Below are 17352 nucleotides of genomic sequence, written 5' to 3'. Positions count from 1 at the left end.
GCCGTATTTATTTCCCCATTACCGTTTGATACAACAAACCATCCAGTTCCCTGACATCTCCCTCTCGACTATCCGGTAAAATCGGAGGAATTTCCCCACGTGCCAGTTCCACACGAATAAACGCATGTAGCAATGGACGGCGCGGACCATATTCCGCTTCTCCTGCGCGCTGTTTACGTTCCAGCAATTCGTCTATTTCTGCGCGTAACGGCGCATCAAGTTCGCTTCCCGCCAGTAACTCAGCAAAGCGCATTGGCGGCACACCTTTACCCGATTCGACCCAGCGCACAGCCAATAGCGGGCGCAGTACATAAAAGTATTTTTTCAGCCGAACTTCGTCGCCCTGCAAATAACCGCGAAAGTTTTTCCGCGCCATCGAATAATAATGCCAGCGCGCACGTAGCGGAGAAAACCACTTTGGCACCATTGCCTTTAGCGCCGTTATAGTTTCTTCGTCTTGCTGATAGACCACCGGTGAGTCCAGCCATTCAATCAGCGTCGGGTTCGCGCCTTTCAATAATCCCAGCGCCTTACGCCACTCCCAGCCTGAAACATCCAACTCGTCGTCGATGGGCAGTTCGATAACATCGCGCGGCGACTCCACCCGCAGATACCATTCCAGCGGATGAACATACAAAAAACGCACATCATAATCGCTGTCTGGCGAAGCAAATCCCCAGCCGCGACTCCCTGATTCGCAGGCGTACAGCACTTTCACACCATACCGCCGTTCAATTTCCTTTAACTGCTGCGATACCCGTTCACGCATCGCAGCACTGACTCCATTTAAGGACATTTTCCTCATCCTTTGATATTGACTAACCCGTGCAGAACCTGGTTAAGACCACCAAATACAGAGATGTAATCGATCCACTCAGCCACTCTCTCCAGCGTTTCCAGCTCTTTTAAGCGCAACGCCACCGAGTTGTTTTCCATGACTTTGGCGGTGTTCAGCAACGAACGCGTGGCGGCGGTTTCTTCACGCCGACGAATCACATTTGCCTGCGCGGATTTCTCCGCTTCAACCAGTTGCGCAAGAATATGTCAGTATCGCATCTCAGCCTTTAATAGCCCCTTTGCGCCGTGGCTGCAATACCGTGTTCATCACATCCGTTTGTATCTGGACTTGCTGCGTATTCATCCGTATCAGCGCCAAATCTGGTGTGCCAACGGGGTTAAATCCCCTGTATCATTCAGTATCAACGCGAAAGTTTTTTGCTAAAAGTGTGCCAAAAGTGAAATTTCGCACTTAATTAATTGAATGATAAAGATTTAATTAAATTAGATAACTTGCCGGATAATAATTTTCGTTAAATTTTTATCTGCATTTATCACTAATTATCGAGAGAGATAAATATTTAAGAGACGGCAAAATGAATATTATCAGTTCTGCTCGCAAATGAATTCCCGTACACTGAACCCTCTGGCTCACTGAGGGCACCATCATGGCACTCCCCCGTATTACACAAAAAGAAATGACCGAGCGTGAACAGCGCGAATTAAAGACGCTGCTGGATCGAGCGCGTATTGCGCATGGTCGCGTGTTGACCAATGCCGAAACCAATAGCATTAAAAAAGAGTACATTGATAAGCTGATGGTTGAGCGTGAGGCTGAAGCGAAAAAAGCCCGCCAGTTGAAGAAAAAGCAGGCTTATAAACCGGACCCCGAATCGTCATTCAGTTGGTCGGCAAATACCTCGACGCGCGGCAAACGCTGATTAGCGCCCTTTTTTCTTCCGCCCCGGCGAGGTGAAACGTTTACCATTTGACGCCGGGCGACTACCTTTTTCCGCCGTTTTTTCCATCTTCACCACCGGGCGCTTGATACCCGCCGTTTTCGGTTTGGTCTTCGCTTTGGGTTTTGCCTCGGAAGAGGAATTTTCAATGAGCTTAAAGAGGTCGATTAACTCATCATCAGTTAAATCGCGCCACTCCCCCAGCGGAATGCCGCTTAAGCTGACGTTCATAATCCGTGTACGTTCCAGCTTCTTCACTTCGTAGCCAAAGTGCTCGCACATGCGACGAATCTGTCGGTTCAGCCCCTGCACCAGGGTAATGCGAAAGACAAATGGCGCTTCTTTTTTGACTTTGCATTTTTTGGTCACCGTCCCGAGGATCGGCACACCTGCGCCCATGCCACGAATAAATTCATCGGTAATCGGTTTATCCACCGTCACCAGATACTCTTTCTCATGGTCATTACCCGCACGGAGGATCTTATTCACCAGATCGCCGTGATTGGTGAGGAAAATCAGCCCCTGGGAGTCTTTATCAAGGCGACCAATCGGGAAGACGCGTTTACTGTGGTTAACGAAATCGACAATGTTGTCACGCTCACCATCTTCGGTGGTACTGACAATCCCCACTGGCTTATTCAGGGCGATAAGCACTAAATCTTCGGCTTCCCGAGGCTCAATCAACTGACCGTTTACTTTCACAACGTCGCCGGGTTTCACCTGATCGCCAATGGTGGCACGCTTGCCATTAAGGAACACATTGCCTTGCTCGATATAGCGATCCGCTTCGCGGCGTGAGCAAATTCCGCTTTCGCTGATGTATTTATTTAAACGGACTGATGAGTCGGGCAGCATAAATTCTCCTGTAAAACGCGGAATATACCGTACCTCTTCCTCCCAAAAAACAGGATTTATGCGGGATGCGATAAGTTACGCGTCTGCATTAATAGCCGTTTAATAGAAAATCGATAGCATCACGCAGTACGATTCGCTGTTGACTAACGTTCTCCCAACTCTTTTAGCGGTATTCCTGTCATCATGTGTGCCATTACCATGTGATCCAGGCCTGCAATTGAAACCACCGGACAAACTTTTACCGGCGATCAAGCCTGACCGCCGGAGCAACAATGGTATGCTTTAATACATTGGCGGCAGGATGCTGGAGATTGATGAGATAAGGATAAACGTGCCGCCCACTCCCCAGGTTCTCATAAGCACAATATTGATCCATTAGAATGACCTTTGGTAATCGCTAAATGAACCGTTCTCATCCACCCACTGATTAACCGCGTCGACAGATTCTTTGTTTTCTCGCAACCAGGTTTCTCTCTGATTCTGATGGATTTTTTCCAGTAACGCTTCGGTTAATACCGCCGAGAGATTGAGTTTGAGTTTACGAGCTTCTTCCAGAATCTCTGGTGGCAGCGAGGCATTAACAGATTTTTTCACCTTCGATATTGTGCGCATAATTCCCTCCATCATGATGCGCATACTCTGTCTAAAAGTAGCGTAATTAGCGAGCATTTTTCCTCCAGTTCCCTTAGAAATTTGTCGAAAAATACATCTACTACGAATACCTGTCACGCCTGATCATTCAAACTTGCGAGGCGCTTTCCAGAAGCAATACGCGACATCGTGAGCCATGTCAGTAAGCAGTTAAAATCACAGTGGTAGCATGGCTCCCGTGATTTCTTACTAACCGGAGAAGTAATGGAACTGCTTTTATTGAGTAACTCGACGCTGCCGGGAAAAGCCTGGCTGGAACATGCGCTGCCGCTGATTGCTGAACAGTTGCAGGGGCGCCGTTCAGCGGTGTTTATTCCTTTCGCTGGCGTAACGCAAACCTGGGATGATTACACCGCCAAAACGGCTGCGGTTCTCGCTCCGCTGGGTGTTTCTGTCACCGGTATTCATAGCGTTGCCGATCCTGTTGCCGCAATTGAAAATGCGGAAATCGTGATTGTTGGCGGTGGCAACACTTTCCAGTTACTGAAGGAATGCCGTGTGCGCGGTCTGCTGGCACCAATTGTTGACGTGGTGAAACGCGGCGCGCTGTACATTGGCTGGAGTGCAGGAGCTAACCTTGCTTGCCCAACCATTCGTACCACCAACGATATGCCAATTGTCGATCCACAAGGTTTCGATGCGCTGAATCTGTTCCCGCTGCAAATCAACCCGCACTTCACCAACGCGCTGCCGGAAGGCCATAAAGGTGAAACGCGCGAGCAGCGTATTCGCGAACTGCTGGTGGTCGCGCCAGAGTTGACGATTATTGGTCTGCCGGAAGGTAACTGGATCACGGTGAGTAAAGGTCACGCTACGCTGGGCGGCCCGAATACCACCTATGTGTTTAAGGCTGGTGAAGAAGCGGTTCCGCTGGAAGCTGGGCACCGTTTTTAAGTGAATTGCCGGGGGGCAGCACCGCCCGGCATCCCATGCACAATATTAATACTCGTCCCGTCCCTCATCTTCATCTGGTTGTTCCAGCACACTGTAAGCCACCGAACAAAACAGCGAGTTCAGACGCTGCATATCTCCCAGCAAGCCTAAATGTAGCGAACTGGTTTCAATACTCTGCACGTTCTGCTGATGCAGGCGATCTACGTGAGCGTGGGAATAACGGCGATTAAGAATGCGAAAACGATGCTTGCTGCGGCGTAAACGACGGGCGCTGGTGACATCTCCAGAGAAGAAAACCGACATTGCCAGTTTTAAATTACTGAGCAATTGCTCATAGAGCGCATCCAGTTCCTTCAACCCATCAATCGAAAATGCCCGCCGCGCTGCCAGCGATTTGTCAGCAATTTCACTACCCATACGCTCTACAATATCGGAAGCCTGTTCCAGATTGAGCGCCATTTCAATGATTTCCGCCCAGCGTCGAGACTCTTCTTCTGCCAGCTCCTCTTTTGGCATCCGCGCAAGGTAAAGTTTAATCGCGGTATACAACACGTTGATATCATCCGCCAGCTTGCGCAGCTCTTTCTCTTCACGAGGCGCGCCGTGCATCACTTTATTCAGCCCTTCCATCATCTGTTCCATAGCGTCACCGATGCGCAATGTTTCGCGGGCCGCATTGGCCAGAGCAAGCGTTGGTGTATCCAGCGCGCTAACGTCCAGATGTTTCGGTTTCAGATGGGCATCCAGTTCCGGTTCATCGCGAATAATCGTTTTGCAAAACCGTGCCATCGGGTCAACAAATGGCAGCATGACCAGGCAGCGTACAAGGTTGTAGAAGACATGGAAATAGATCACCAGTTCCGCTTTTGGCAATGACAACTTCCCCATTGTCTCTGCCAGCAAATGAACAAACGGCAGGATAATCAGGCTACCCACCAGCTTAAACAGCAGGCTACCCAGCGCGACACGGCGGGCTGCGGCATTGGCGGCACTGTTGTTGAGCATCGCCAGCAGGCCGGAACCGAGGTTAGCACCAATCACCAGACACAGTGCCACGGGGAATGAGATAATGCCTGCGGCGGTCAGAGTCGCGGTCAGCAGTACAGCAGCAAGGCTGGAGTAGCTGATAATGGCGAACATCGCGCCAATCAGCGCATCCAGCAAAATATCGCCAGTCAGCGAGGCAAAGATCACCTGAACGCCGTTAGCCTGGGTGATCGGCGTTACTGCCTGCACAATCAACTCCAGTGCCAGCAAAATCAGCCCAAGACCGATACCGACACGCCCCAGTTGCCCGGCGCGCGACTGTTTGCGTCCGAGGAAAAAAATCACGCCGATAAAAATAAGTAACGGTGACAGCCAGGATAAATCGAAGGTAAGAATACGCGCCATTAGCGCCGTCCCGACATCTGCCCCCAGCACAATCACCAGAGCCGGTGCGAGGGCAACCAGATCCTGAGCGACAAACGAGGTCACCAGCATGGTGGTAGCATTACTGCTCTGTACCAGTGCGGTAACGCCTATTCCCGCGCAAAAGGCGAGCGGCTTCTTTTCGACGCTCCGGCTAAGAACAGTACGCAGCCTTGCGCCGAAGACGCGCATCACGCCTGTGCGAACAATATGTGTCCCCCAGACCAGCAGGGCGACGGCAGAAAGCAGGTGAAGCAGTGTTAACACGAGTTCAGGTTCTCCTTATCGTTATATGCTCCTGAAACAGATACCGAAGGGGGCGAGCTTCGCTTTTCCGGTCTGATATAAGACCAGTATAAGTGTTTCATATTAATAAAGAGACAGGGCACTCATTGAGCGCCCTGTTTGTTGTAAGGAAAAGTGACAGATTTGTGAATCAGTCCGCGTCATACCCCAGATTCGGCGCCAGCCAGCGTTCAACATCTGACACGCTCATTCCTTTACGGCGAGCATAGTCTTCCACCTGGTCGCGCTGAATTTGCGCCACGGCGTAATACTTGCTATCCGGGTGGCTGAAATACCAACCTGAAACCGACGCTCCTGGCCACATCGCGAAAGATTCCGTGAGTTTCATGCCGGTGTGTTTTTCCACTTCCAGCAGCTCCCAGATGGTGGCTTTTTCCGTATGTTCCGGGCAGGCCGGGTAGCCGGGCGCCGGGCGGATACCCTGATAGTTTTCGCGGATCAGCTCTTCATTGCTGAGGTTCTCGTTCGGCGCATAACCCCAGTAAACTTTACGTACCCGCTCATGGAGATACTCTGCAAAGGCTTCCGCCAGACGGTCGGCAAGGGCTTTCACCATGATTTTGTTGTAATCATCGTGCTGCGCTTCGAATGCATCAGCCAGCGCGTCTTCTTCCAGCCCGCCAGTCACGGCAAATGCGCCGATGTAATCCGCCTTGCCGGAGAGCTTCGGTGCCACGAAATCAGCAAGACAATAGTTGGCGAAGCCGGTTTTTTCCGTCTGTTGGCGTAGATGGTGGCTGACGTTGATCACATGGGTGCGCGTTTCGTCGCGGTAGATTTCAATGTCATCGCCCACACGGTTTGCCGGGAACAGACCAACCACACCGCGTGGATTCAGTGTTTTCTCGGCGCTTAATTTATCCAGCATGTCATTGGCGTCTTTAAACAGGCGTTTCGCCTCAACGCCTACCACTTCATCTTCCAGAATGCGCGGATACTTCCCGGCCAGCGACCAGGTCATAAAGAACGGCGTCCAGTCGATGTAATTACGCAGCGTTTCGATGCTGGCTTCGACTTCCTGCACGCCGAGACGGTGCGCCACCGGCGGCGTGTAAGCCTGCCAGTCAAAAGCGAAGTCGTTATCACGCGCCGATTCCAGCGTGACCGGCGGTGTACGCGGTTTCTTGCGCCCGTGCTGAATACGCACGGTTTCGTACTCTTTGCGGGTACGAGCGACAAAATCGTCACGCTGAGTGTCGGAAAGCAGCGCCGCCACAACGCCAACGGTGCGCGAGGCGTTTTGTACATACACCGTCGGGCCACTGTAGTTCTGCTCTATTTTCACCGCCGTGTGCGCTTTTGAGGTGGTCGCACCGCCAATCAATAGCGGAATGGTGAAGCCCTGACGCTCCATCTCTTTCGCCACGTTAACCATTTCGTCCAGCGACGGCGTGATCAGCCCCGAAAGGCCAATCAAATCGGCATTCACTTCTTTGGCGGTGCGGAGAATTTTTTCCGCAGGCACCATAACGCCGAGATCGACAATTTCGTAGTTATTACATTGCAGCACTACGCCAACGATATTTTTACCGATATCGTGCACATCGCCCTTCACGGTGGCGATCACCATCTTGCCGTTGGTTTTGCCCTGCTCTTTGCTGGCTTCGATAAACGGTTCGAGATATGCCACCGCCTGCTTCATAACGCGCGCCGATTTCACTACCTGCGGCAGGAACATTTTCCCTTCGCCAAACAGATCGCCGACCACGTTCATGCCGTCCATCAGCGGCCCTTCAATCACTTCAATCGGGCGCGTAGCCTGCAGGCGGGCTTCTTCGGTGTCCTGTTCGATAAACTCGGTAATGCCTTTAACCAGCGAGTACTCCAGGCGTTTTTTCACATCCCACGAGCGCCACTCTGCCTGCTGGGCGTTAGCGGTGTCGTCTGTTTTACTACCGCGATATTTCTCGGCAAGCTCCAGTAAACGCTCGGTGCCATCGTCGCGACGATTGAGGATCACATCTTCCACCGCATCGCGCAGTTCAGCGGGCAGGTCGTCGTAAATCGCCAGTTGCCCGGCGTTGACGATCCCCATATCCATGCCATTGCGAATAGCGTAGTAGAGGAACACCGCGTGAATGGCTTCGCGCACCGGATCGTTGCCACGGAACGAGAAAGAAACGTTAGATACGCCGCCGGAAATCAGCGCGTGCGGCAGTTCGCGTTTGATGTCTTCACACGCGCCAATAAAGTCCTGCGCGTAGTTGTTGTGCTCTTCAATACCAGTTGCGACCGCGAAGATGTTCGGGTCAAAAATGATATCTTCCGGCGGGAAACCAACCTCTTCGGTGAGGATTTTGTACGCCCGACGGCAAATCTCGATTTTCCGCGCGCGGGTATCGGCCTGGCCCTGTTCGTCAAAGGCCATAACCACCACTGCCGCACCGTAACGACGCAACAGTTTTGCGTGATGGATAAAGGCATCGACCCCCTCTTTCATCGAGATGGAGTTAACAATGCCTTTGCCCTGAATACACTTCAGCCCTTTTTCAATGACGTCCCATTTTGAAGAGTCGATCATAATCGGCACGCGGGCAATATCCGGTTCACCCGCAATCAGGCTGAGGAAACGCACCATCGCCGCTTCGGCGTCGAGCATTCCTTCATCCATATTGATATCGATAATCTGCGCGCCGTTTTCCACCTGCTGACGCGCCACATCCAGCGCCTCGCTGTATTTCTCTTCTTTGATCAGGCGTTTGAATTTGGCAGAACCGGTGACGTTAGTCCGCTCGCCGACGTTCACAAACAGGCTATCGTCGCCAATATTCAGCGGCTCCAGGCCGGATAAACGGCAGGCTATGGGGATCTCAGGCAATTTGCGCGGCGCTAATCCTTCCACTGCACGGCTCATAGCCGCAATATGTTGTGGCGTGGTGCCGCAGCAACCGCCGACGATATTCAGGAAGCCCGCTTCCGCCCATTCGCGAATCTGTTTTGCCATCGTGTCGGCGTCGAGATCGTATTCACCAAAGGCGTTAGGCAGCCCGGCATTCGGGTGAGCGGTGACGTAGCATTCTGCTATTCGCGACAGCTCCTGCACATACTGGCGCAGTTCATCGGGCCCCAGCGCACAGTTGAGGCCGAAAGTCAGGGCTTCGGCATGGCGCAGAGAGTTGTAAAACGCTTCGGTAGTTTGCCCGGAGAGCGTGCGGCCGGAGGCGTCGGTGATGGTGCCGGAGATCATAATCGGCAATTCCACGCCCAGGGCTTCAAACTCCGTTTTCACCGCAAAGACCGCCGCTTTAGCGTTGAGGGTGTCGAAGACGGTTTCAATCAGAATCAGGTCTACACCGCCTTCCACCAGTGCTTTAGTGGATTCGCGATAGGCTGCCACCAGCTGATCAAAGGTAATGTTACGGAATGCCGGGTCGTTTACGTCCGGAGAAATAGATGCCGTGCGGTTGGTTGGGCCGAGAACACCAGCAACGTAGCGCGGTTTCTCTGGCGTGCGGGCGCTCCATTCGTCGGCACAGGCACGCGCCAGTTTCGCCGCCGCAAAGTTGATTTCCGCTGACAGGGATTCCATCTGGTAATCCGCCATCGCAATGGTCGTGGAGTTGAAGGTGTTGGTTTCGATGATATCCGCGCCCGCTTCAAAGTAAGCGTTGTGGATAGCAGCAATCACGTCCGGTTTACTGAGCACCAGCAGGTCATTGTTGCCTTTGAGATCGCACGGCCAGTCGGCAAAGCGTTCACCACGAAAATCGGCTTCGTTCAGTCGATAACTCTGGATCATGGTGCCCATTCCGCCGTCCAGCACCAGAATACGTTCATTTAACTGCGCACGCAGTTGTTCCACTTTGCTGCTCACACTTGCTCCCGACACGCTCAACCCAGATTTAATAAAAATTCAACAAACCATACTGGCATAAACGCATCTGTGGTAAAAGCGACCACTACGCAACATGAGATTTGTTCAACATTAACTCATCGGATCAGTGCAGCAGCTATTGCATTAGTTAACAATAAAAATGAAAATGATTTCCACGATACAGAAAAAGGAGGCTGTCATGGTCGCACCCATTCCCGCAAAACGCGGCAGAAAACCCGCCGTTGCCACCGCACCTGCGACCGGACAGGTTCAGTCTTTAACGCGTGGCCTGAAATTACTGGAGTGGATTGCCGAATCCAATGGCAGCGTAGCGTTAACCGAACTGGCGCAACAAGCCGGATTACCCAACTCTACCACCCACCGACTGCTAACCACGATGCAACAGCAGGGCTTCGTCCGTCAGGTTGGCGAACTGGGTCACTGGGCGATCGGCGCACATGCCTTTATGGTCGGTAGCAGCTTTCTCCAGAGCCGTAATTTGTTAGCCATTGTCCATCCTATTCTGCGCAACCTGATGGAAGAGTCTGGCGAAACGGTCAATATGGCGGTGCTGGATCAAAGCGATCACGAAGCGATTATTATCGACCAGGTACAGTGTACGCATCTGATGCGTATGTCCGCTCCTATCGGCGGTAAATTACCGATGCACGCTTCCGGTGCCGGTAAAGCCTTTTTAGCCCAACTGAGCGAAGAACAGGTGACGAAACTGCTGCATCGTAAAGGTTTACATGCCTATACCCACGCAACGCTGGTTTCTCCTGTGCATTTAAAAGAAGACCTCGCACAAACGCGCAAACGAGGTTATTCATTTGACGATGAGGAACATGCGCTGGGACTTCGTTGTCTCGCGGCGTGTATTTTCGATGAGCATCGCGAACCGTTTGCCGCAATTTCGATTTCCGGGCCGATTTCACGTATTACCGATGACCGCGTAACCGAGTTTGGCGCAATGGTGATTAAAGCGGCGAAGGAAGTCACGCTGGCGTATGGTGGAATGCGGTAACTTTTCGCCTCCGATTTATACAAACCGCACGCTAAACCGCTGCCTGCGCCGATACGCATAGACATCTTCCACATGCCCTTCACGGATACGGTTTTGTAGCGCGCGCCAGTAGTCGGCGCGGAACAGGTCAGCGTGCATTTCTTCAAACAGCGGGCCAATGCGCGGGTCGGCGCATAGCCAGTGACGGAACTCTTCCGGGAAAACATCGCCGGGCGAGACGCTGTACCAGGGTTCGCTGGCGAGCTCGTCTTCCGGGTAGCGCGGTGGCGGTATGTCGCGGAAATTCACTTCCGTCATGTAGCAAATTTCATCGTAATCATAAAACACCACGCGCCCGTGACGAGTGACGCCAAAGTTTTTAAACAGCATATCGCCGGGGAAGATATTGGCGGCGGCGAGCTGGCGAATGGCGTTGCCATACTCTTCAATAGCGTCGCGCAGTTGCTGGCCCTCAACCTGTTCCAGCCAGATATTGAGCGGCACCATTCGCCGTTCGATATAGAGATGGCGAAGTACAATCTGTTCGCCGAGATCGGTAATTTTTTCCGGCGCTTCCTGGAGCAGTAATTCCATTAATGCCGGGGAAATATGCCGCTTCTCCAGTACAAAGTTTTCAAACTCCTGGGTATCTGCCATTCGCCCTACACGATCGTGCTCCTTAACCAGTTGATAGCAAGCGCGAACATGAGCGGCAGACATCTCTTTCTGCGGCGCGAACTTATCTTTGATCACTTTGAATACCCGATCAAAGCCCGGCAGCGTGAACACCAGCATCACCATTCCACGAATGCCCGGCGCTTCAATAAACTGTTCATTACAGCCCTGTAGATAAACGAGATATTCGCGGTAACTTTCGGTTTTAGCGTGTTTCTGGCAGCCGATAGCCATATACAGTTCTGCGGTGGTTTTGCCCGGCAGAATTTCCCGTAACCACTCGACCAGCGCAGCTGGCAGCGGCGCGTAAACCATAAAATAGGATCGCGCAAAGCCAAAGACGATGCTCGCTTCGGAGGTCGTCGTCAGGCAGGTATCAATAAATAACTCGCCATTGTCCGTCTGATGGATCGGCAGCAAAAAGGGCAACGTGCCGGAAGGCGTGATCAGTTTGCCCACCAGCCAGGCGGCTTTATTGCGGTAAAACAATTCGTTCGCCACCTGTAAATGACTTTCGGCGAGGTTGTCTGTCCCCAGCGTTTCCGTCAGATGGCGAACGATGTAATGAATGTCACGGCTTTTATTCTGCCAGCGCAGACGCAACGGCAGGTCGCTGATAACGCGCATCAGTAGAGATTCCCAGCCGTGATCGGGGTGAAAGTCTTTCGCCAGCGGGCGCGGAATGGTACGAAAACGGCGCTCTGGCTGGGAGCTAAAGATAAAAAGCCGCTCGGGAGTAAGCGAGCGGTGGTCAAATAACCGGCAGTATACGGAGTTGAAAAAACTCTCCGCAATCTCGAAGCGCGGGTAATCCGGCAACAGCCGGGTGTAATGTTCTTTGACGTGTAGTAAAAATGCGGCATCCGTGCTTTGACCGTTGGTAATGCAGCGCAGTTGCTCCACTACCAGCCCCACGTGATGATCATAAAGATGGATACGGTCTTTCATCGCCTGCTGGACAGCGTGCCAGTCGGCTTGTTCGAAACGCTGCTGCGCCCCGGAAGTCACTTCGAGAAATCGACCATACTGAGCGTCGAAACCTTGCAAAATGGTTTGTGCAATCAGTAATTCCAGGCCACGCGGCATCGCCTCTCCTTAATTCGCCCCTCGCCTTACGGAAAGGGGCGTTGGTTATTAGAACTGCGATTCTTCGGTGGAGCCGGTCAGCGCGGTAACTGACGACGTGCCGCCCTGAATAATGGTCGTCACTTTATCGAAGTAACCCGTACCCACTTCCTGCTGATGAGAAACGAAGGTATAGCCATCTTTCGCAGCAGCAAATTCTGGCTGTTGCACTTTCTCAACATAATGCTTCATACCCTCGCCCTGTGCATAGGCGTTTGCCAGGTCGAACATGTTAAACCACATGCTGTGGATCCCCGCCAGGGTGATGAACTGGAATTTGTAGCCCATATCCGACAGCTGCTGCTGGAAGCTGGCAATAGTTTTGTCGTCGAGGTTTTTCTGCCAGTTGAACGATGGCGAGCAGTTATAAGCCAGCAGTTTGCCCGGGTATTTCGCGTGGATAGCTTCCGCAAAGCGACGTGCCAGTTCCAGATCCGGTGTAGAAGTTTCACACCAGACCAGGTCGGCATACGGCGCATACGCCAGGCCACGGCTGATCGCTTGTTCAATGCCTGCGTGAGTACGGAAGAAGCCTTCGCTGGTACGCTCGCCGGTAATAAATTCGCTGTCATACGGATCGCAATCAGAGGTGATCAGGTCTGCTGCATCGGCATCGGTACGTGCAACCAGCAGAGTTGGAACGCCCGTCACGTCGGCTGCCAAACGCGCTGCGACCAGTTTCTGGATCGCTTCCTGAGTTGGCACCAGCACTTTGCCGCCCATGTGACCACATTTCTTCACGGACGCGAGCTGATCTTCGAAGTGAACTGCCGCTGCACCGGCTTCAATCATCGCTTTCATCAGTTCAAAGGCATTCAAAACACCGCCAAAACCGGCTTCCGCATCGGCGACGATCGGCAGGAAGTAATCGACATAACGCGGATCGCCCGGTTCAATACCAGCAGACCACTGGATCTGATCGGCACGACGGAAGGTGTTGTTGATCCGTTCCACCACGGCTGGCACCGAGTTTGCCGGGTAGAGAGACTGATCCGGATACATGCTGGCCGCGAGGTTAGCGTCTGCCGCGACCTGCCAGCCAGACAAGTAAACCGCTTCAATACCCGCTTTCGCCTGTTGCAGTGCCTGACCGCCAGTCAGTGCACCGAGGCTGTTGATGTAGCCTTTTTTCGATTCACCATGCAGCAGGCGCCACATTTTCGCCGCGCCCAGCTGCGCCAGCGTACATTCCGGATTGACCGAACCGCGTAATTTCACCACATCTTCCGCGCTGTACGGGCGAGTAATGCCTTCCCAACGCGGTTGAGTCCACTCTTTCTGTAATTCTTCAATTTGTTGTGTACGGGTTTTCATGTGCAGATGCTCCATAGTTATGTGGTGGTTTACGCTAACAGGCGGTAGCCTGGCAGGGTCAGGAAATCAATTAGTTCATCGGATGTGGTGATCTGTTCCATCAGGCGTGCGGCGTCGTCAAAACGCCCCTGGGAGAAACGTTCTTCGCCCAGTTCGCTGGCAATGACTTTCATCTCTTCGCCCAGCATCTGACGGAACAAGGCTTTGGTCACCGGTTTGCCATTACTCAACGTTTTTTGATGATGGATCCACTGCCAGATGGAGGTACGGGAAATTTCAGCCGTCGCCGCATCTTCCATCAGGCCATAAATCGGCACACAACCGTTGCCAGAGATCCACGCTTCGATGTACTGCACAGCCACGCGAATGTTGGCACGCATACCTTCTTCGGTGCGTTCACCGTCACAAGGTGCCAGCAGCTGATCGGCAGTAATCGGCGCGTCTTGTTCGCGCATCACCTCAAGCTGATTTTTACGGGAACCGAGGATGTCGTTGAAAACCGCCATTGCCGTGTCAGCAAGGCCAGGATGGGCGATCCATGTGCCATCGTGACCGTTATTGGCTTCCAGCGATTTATCCGCTTTCACTTTGTTGAGCACCTGGTTATTGCGCTCTTCATCTTTGCTCGGAATAAACGCCGCCATGCCGCCCATCGCAAATGCGCCGCGTTTATGGCAGGTTTTGATTAACAGGCGTGAGTAGGCATTAAGGAACGGTTTGTCCATTGTCACAGCCTGGCGGTCTGGCAGGACACGGTCGGGATAATTTTTCAACGTTTTGATATAGCTGAAGATATAATCCCAGCGACCGCAGTTCAGACCAACAATATGGTCGCGCAACGCGTGAAGGATTTCGTCCATCTGGAACACGGCAGGCAGCGTTTCGATCAGCAACGTCGCCTTGATAGTGCCGCGCGGCAGATTAAAGCGATCTTCTGCATAGCTGAAAACTTCGCTCCACCATGCTGCTTCCTGCCAGGACTGGATTTTCGGCAGATAGAAATAAGGGCCGCTACCTTTTGCCAATAGAGCCTGGTAGTTGTGGAAAAAGTAGAGTGCAAAATCAAACAGGCTGCCTGGGATGGCTTCACCGCGCCAGGTGACATGTTTTTCCGGCAAGTGCAGACCGCGTACCCGACAAATCAAAACCGCCGGATTGGGTTTGAGTTGATAAATTTTGCCGGCTTCGTTGGTGTAACTGATGGTGCCGTTAACCGCATCGCGCAGATTAATTTGCCCGTCGATCACTTTGTTCCAGTCCGGAGCCAGTGAATCCTCAAAGTCAGCCATAAAGACTTTCACATTGGCGTTGAGCGCGTTGATCACCATCTTGCGCTCAACCGGCCCGGTAATCTCTACCCGGCGATCTTCTAAGTCCGCAGGAATCCCGCGAATTTTCCAATTACCATCACGAATGGAAGCTGTTTCCGAAATAAAATCAGGCAACGTTCCGTTATCAATATCCTGCTGTTGCTGAATGCGCGCTGCCAGAAGTTTATTGCGTTGTGGCGTAAAATGCGTCACCAGTTCAGTCAGAAATTCTACCGCTTCGGCAGTAAGAATTTGCTTCTCCTGCTCGCCATACGGCCTTGTGAAAGCCAGTTCATCGGTTGTTGTTGCCTGTTCAGTCATCGTGCAGCTCCTCGTCATGGATCCGAAAACTTCCCCACTGTGAACGAAGGATCGTTGTGCGCTTTTCGTTCAGCACAACTAAGACTACTCATTTAAAATGCAAAATCAAAAACAATTTCCATTTTTAATTTAAATTGAATTTAACTTACTGATAACAATAAGAATAAATTTTATTCACCTATTGAGGTGTGTTTCGGAAATAAAAAAGGCACCCGAAGGTGCTTGATTCAAGGTGCTGAAACGCTTAACGATCCTTTGCTGCAGAAGATTAATCCAGTGTTGGATTCATATGGCGTAGATCGTATGGCGTGATCTGGTAGACGTAATAGTTGAGCCAGTTAGTAAACAGCAAATTGCCGTGGCTGCGCCAGCTCGCTCGCGGTTTGTTTTGCGGGTCGTTATGCGGGAAATAGTTATACGGTACATCCGGGTTTAGCCCGGCTTCAACATCACGGAAATATTCCTGCGCCAGCGTTTGCGCATCGTATTCCGGATGCCCCGTTACAAAGGCAATACGCTTATCTTTGCTGGCAAACAGATATGCGTCCCCTTCTTCTGTCTCTGCCAGAATTTCCAGATCTGTGTAATCACGAATCAACGCTGCCGGAAAGTCAGCATAGCGCGAATGCGGTGCCAGGAATGAATCATCAAAGCCACGCGTCAGAAGCGCATGAGGATGGAGAATGTGATGCTCGTAAACGCCAGAGAGTTTGTCCGTGCGGGTTTGCTTAGGAATGCCGTAAAGAATATTGAGTGCGGCCTGAACCGCCCAACAGACAAACAGCGTTGAGGTGACGTGATCTTTCGACCACTCCAGCACCTGTTTGATCTGCGGCCAGTAAGCGACGTCATTAAACTCCACCAGACCCAGTGGCGCGCCAGTTACAATCAGACCATCGAAGTTCTGCTCCTGAATGTCTTCAAAGTTGCAGTAAAAGTTGTTCAGATGCTCTGCGGGCGTGTTGCGCGATTCGCGGGAATCGATGCGCAACAGCTGAATATCGACCTGTAAGGGTGAGTTTGAAAGCAGGCGCAGAAACTGATTTTCAGTTTCGATCTTCTTCGGCATCAGGTTAAGGATCAGAACCTTAAGCGGACGAATTTCCTGACCAGACGCGCGAGAAGTTGTCATCACAAAGACGTTTTCTTCACGCAAGAAATTGACGGCGGGCAGCTCGTCCGGCACACGAATCGGCATAACCTGATTACCTCTTTATATACGCTTATACGTTTAGACATCCAGATAGCTGAAGATAACCAGAAAATTTGCCAATGTCGAGCCTGCATGTTGAAGGTGAGAAAGTTTCAAGGAAAAGATTGCGTTAGGATATAAGCACCAATAAAAGGAGAGAAAATGGTTATTAGTATTCGCCGCTCACGGCATGAGGAAGGGGAAGAGTTGGTTGCGATTTGGTGTCGTTCTGTCGATGCCACCCATGATTTTTTATCAGCAGAGTATCGGGCTGAACTGGAAGAGCTGGTACGTTCGTTTCTGCCGGAAGCGCCATTGTGGGTCGCGGTTAATGAGCGGGATCGGCCGGTTGGGTTTATGTTTCTAAGCGGGCAGCATATGGATGCGCTGTTTATCGATCCTTATGTGCGTGGCGCTGGCGTGGGTCGAATGCTGGTGGAGCATGCGCTCTCAATGGCACCGGAACTGACAACCAACGTTAATGAGCAAAATACGCAGGCGGTTGGGTTCTATAAGAAGATGGGGTTTAAGGTTACAGGACGCTCTGAGGTGGACGATTTGGGGAAACCGTATCCGTTGCTGAATCTGGCGTATGTGGGGGAATAATGCGCTGTTGCCCCCTACCGTAACCCTGCGTAGGACGGATAAGATGCCCAAGCGTCGCATCCGGCATTCTTTCTGCAGCAACGCAAAAAGGCCATCCTTCCGGATGGCCTTCTGCTTTATCTGATGCCTGGCAGTTCCCT

13 protein-coding genes and 1 pseudogene are annotated in these 17352 nt (G+C 52.0%); 4 read left to right on the top strand and 10 right to left on the bottom strand.

Going from position 1 to position 17352, the window contains the following annotated elements; all coding sequences use genetic code 11:
* Positions 1 to 7 precede the first annotated feature (7 nt).
* Positions 8 to 796 (bottom strand): nucleotidyltransferase domain-containing protein, encoded by a 789-nt coding sequence (locus A7589_RS00145; protein WP_000055812.1) that lies wholly within the window; start codon positions 794 to 796, stop codon positions 8 to 10.
* Between the two features lie 5 nt (positions 797 to 801).
* Positions 802 to 1044 (bottom strand): annotated as a pseudogene (locus A7589_RS00140) (slipin family protein); the annotation flags it as partial.
* 401 nt (positions 1045 to 1445) lie between these two features.
* On the opposite strand from A7589_RS00140, the gene A7589_RS00135 reads away from it, so the two are divergent.
* Positions 1446 to 1718, top strand: coding sequence for a YjbD family protein (locus A7589_RS00135; protein WP_001207631.1), 273 nt, complete (start codon positions 1446 to 1448; stop codon positions 1716 to 1718).
* Here the strand turns inward: A7589_RS00135 and rluF are convergent, their stop codons facing one another.
* Together rluF and A7589_RS00120 are read right to left on the bottom strand one after the other, a co-directional pair.
* Complete coding sequence (gene rluF / locus A7589_RS00130; RefSeq protein WP_000936366.1) at positions 1719 to 2591, bottom strand: 23S rRNA pseudouridine(2604) synthase RluF; 873 nt, start codon at positions 2589 to 2591, stop codon at positions 1719 to 1721.
* Positions 2592 to 2966: 375 nt separating this feature from the next.
* Positions 2967 to 3260, bottom strand: a complete 294-nt coding sequence (locus tag A7589_RS00120) for a type II toxin-antitoxin system CcdA family antitoxin (RefSeq protein WP_000880798.1) — start codon at positions 3258 to 3260, stop codon at positions 2967 to 2969.
* 186 nt (positions 3261 to 3446) lie between these two features.
* On the opposite strand from A7589_RS00120, the gene pepE reads away from it, so the two are divergent.
* Positions 3447 to 4136 carry a dipeptidase PepE gene (pepE, locus tag A7589_RS00115; RefSeq protein WP_000421753.1) on the top strand — a complete coding sequence of 230 codons (690 nt, stop codon included), beginning with the start codon at positions 3447 to 3449 and terminating at the stop codon, positions 4134 to 4136.
* Between the two features lie 45 nt (positions 4137 to 4181).
* On the opposite strand, the gene A7589_RS00110 is transcribed toward pepE, so the two are convergent.
* Positions 4182 to 5813 carry a Na/Pi cotransporter family protein gene (locus A7589_RS00110; protein ID WP_000956827.1) on the bottom strand — a complete coding sequence of 544 codons (1632 nt, stop codon included), beginning with the start codon at positions 5811 to 5813 and terminating at the stop codon, positions 4182 to 4184.
* Between the two features lie 169 nt (positions 5814 to 5982).
* Positions 5983 to 9666 (bottom strand): methionine synthase, encoded by a 3684-nt coding sequence (gene metH / locus A7589_RS00105; RefSeq protein ID WP_108188673.1) that lies wholly within the window; start codon positions 9664 to 9666, stop codon positions 5983 to 5985.
* A gap of 199 nt (positions 9667 to 9865) precedes the next feature.
* Here metH and iclR point away from each other — a divergent pair, with 199 nt between their 5' ends.
* Positions 9866 to 10690, top strand: coding sequence for a glyoxylate bypass operon transcriptional repressor IclR (gene iclR, locus A7589_RS00100; protein ID WP_000226403.1), 825 nt, complete (start codon positions 9866 to 9868; stop codon positions 10688 to 10690).
* 15 nt (positions 10691 to 10705) lie between these two features.
* Here the strand turns inward: iclR and aceK are convergent, their stop codons facing one another.
* The 4 genes from aceK to metA all read right to left on the bottom strand — a co-directional run bounded on the left by aceK (position 10706) and on the right by metA (position 16612).
* Positions 10706 to 12430: a bifunctional isocitrate dehydrogenase kinase/phosphatase gene (gene aceK, locus A7589_RS00095; protein ID WP_001137203.1), complete on the bottom strand. Its 1725-nt coding sequence runs from the start codon at positions 12428 to 12430 to the stop codon at positions 10706 to 10708.
* A 48-nt stretch (positions 12431 to 12478) separates the two neighbouring features.
* Positions 12479 to 13783 (bottom strand): isocitrate lyase, encoded by a 1305-nt coding sequence (gene aceA, locus A7589_RS00090; protein WP_000857853.1) that lies wholly within the window; start codon positions 13781 to 13783, stop codon positions 12479 to 12481.
* Positions 13784 to 13812: 29 nt separating this feature from the next.
* Positions 13813 to 15414 carry a malate synthase A gene (gene aceB / locus A7589_RS00085; RefSeq protein ID WP_108188672.1) on the bottom strand — a complete coding sequence of 534 codons (1602 nt, stop codon included), beginning with the start codon at positions 15412 to 15414 and terminating at the stop codon, positions 13813 to 13815.
* A 268-nt stretch (positions 15415 to 15682) separates the two neighbouring features.
* Positions 15683 to 16612 (bottom strand): homoserine O-acetyltransferase MetA, encoded by a 930-nt coding sequence (gene metA, locus A7589_RS00080; protein WP_001122790.1) that lies wholly within the window; start codon positions 16610 to 16612, stop codon positions 15683 to 15685.
* 156 nt (positions 16613 to 16768) lie between these two features.
* On the opposite strand from metA, the gene A7589_RS00075 reads away from it, so the two are divergent.
* Positions 16769 to 17212, top strand: a complete 444-nt coding sequence (locus tag A7589_RS00075; protein WP_000236981.1) for an acetyltransferase — start codon at positions 16769 to 16771, stop codon at positions 17210 to 17212.
* The last annotated feature ends 140 nt before the right edge of the window (positions 17213 to 17352 follow it).

Origin of the sequence: Escherichia sp. MOD1-EC6475 (assembly GCF_003046645.1) — a bacterium.
GTDB classification, from domain to species: domain Bacteria; phylum Pseudomonadota; class Gammaproteobacteria; order Enterobacterales; family Enterobacteriaceae; genus Escherichia; species Escherichia ruysiae.
The sequence above is the reverse complement of the archived record's forward strand: the minus strand, read 5'-3'. Positions and strand labels throughout refer to the sequence as shown.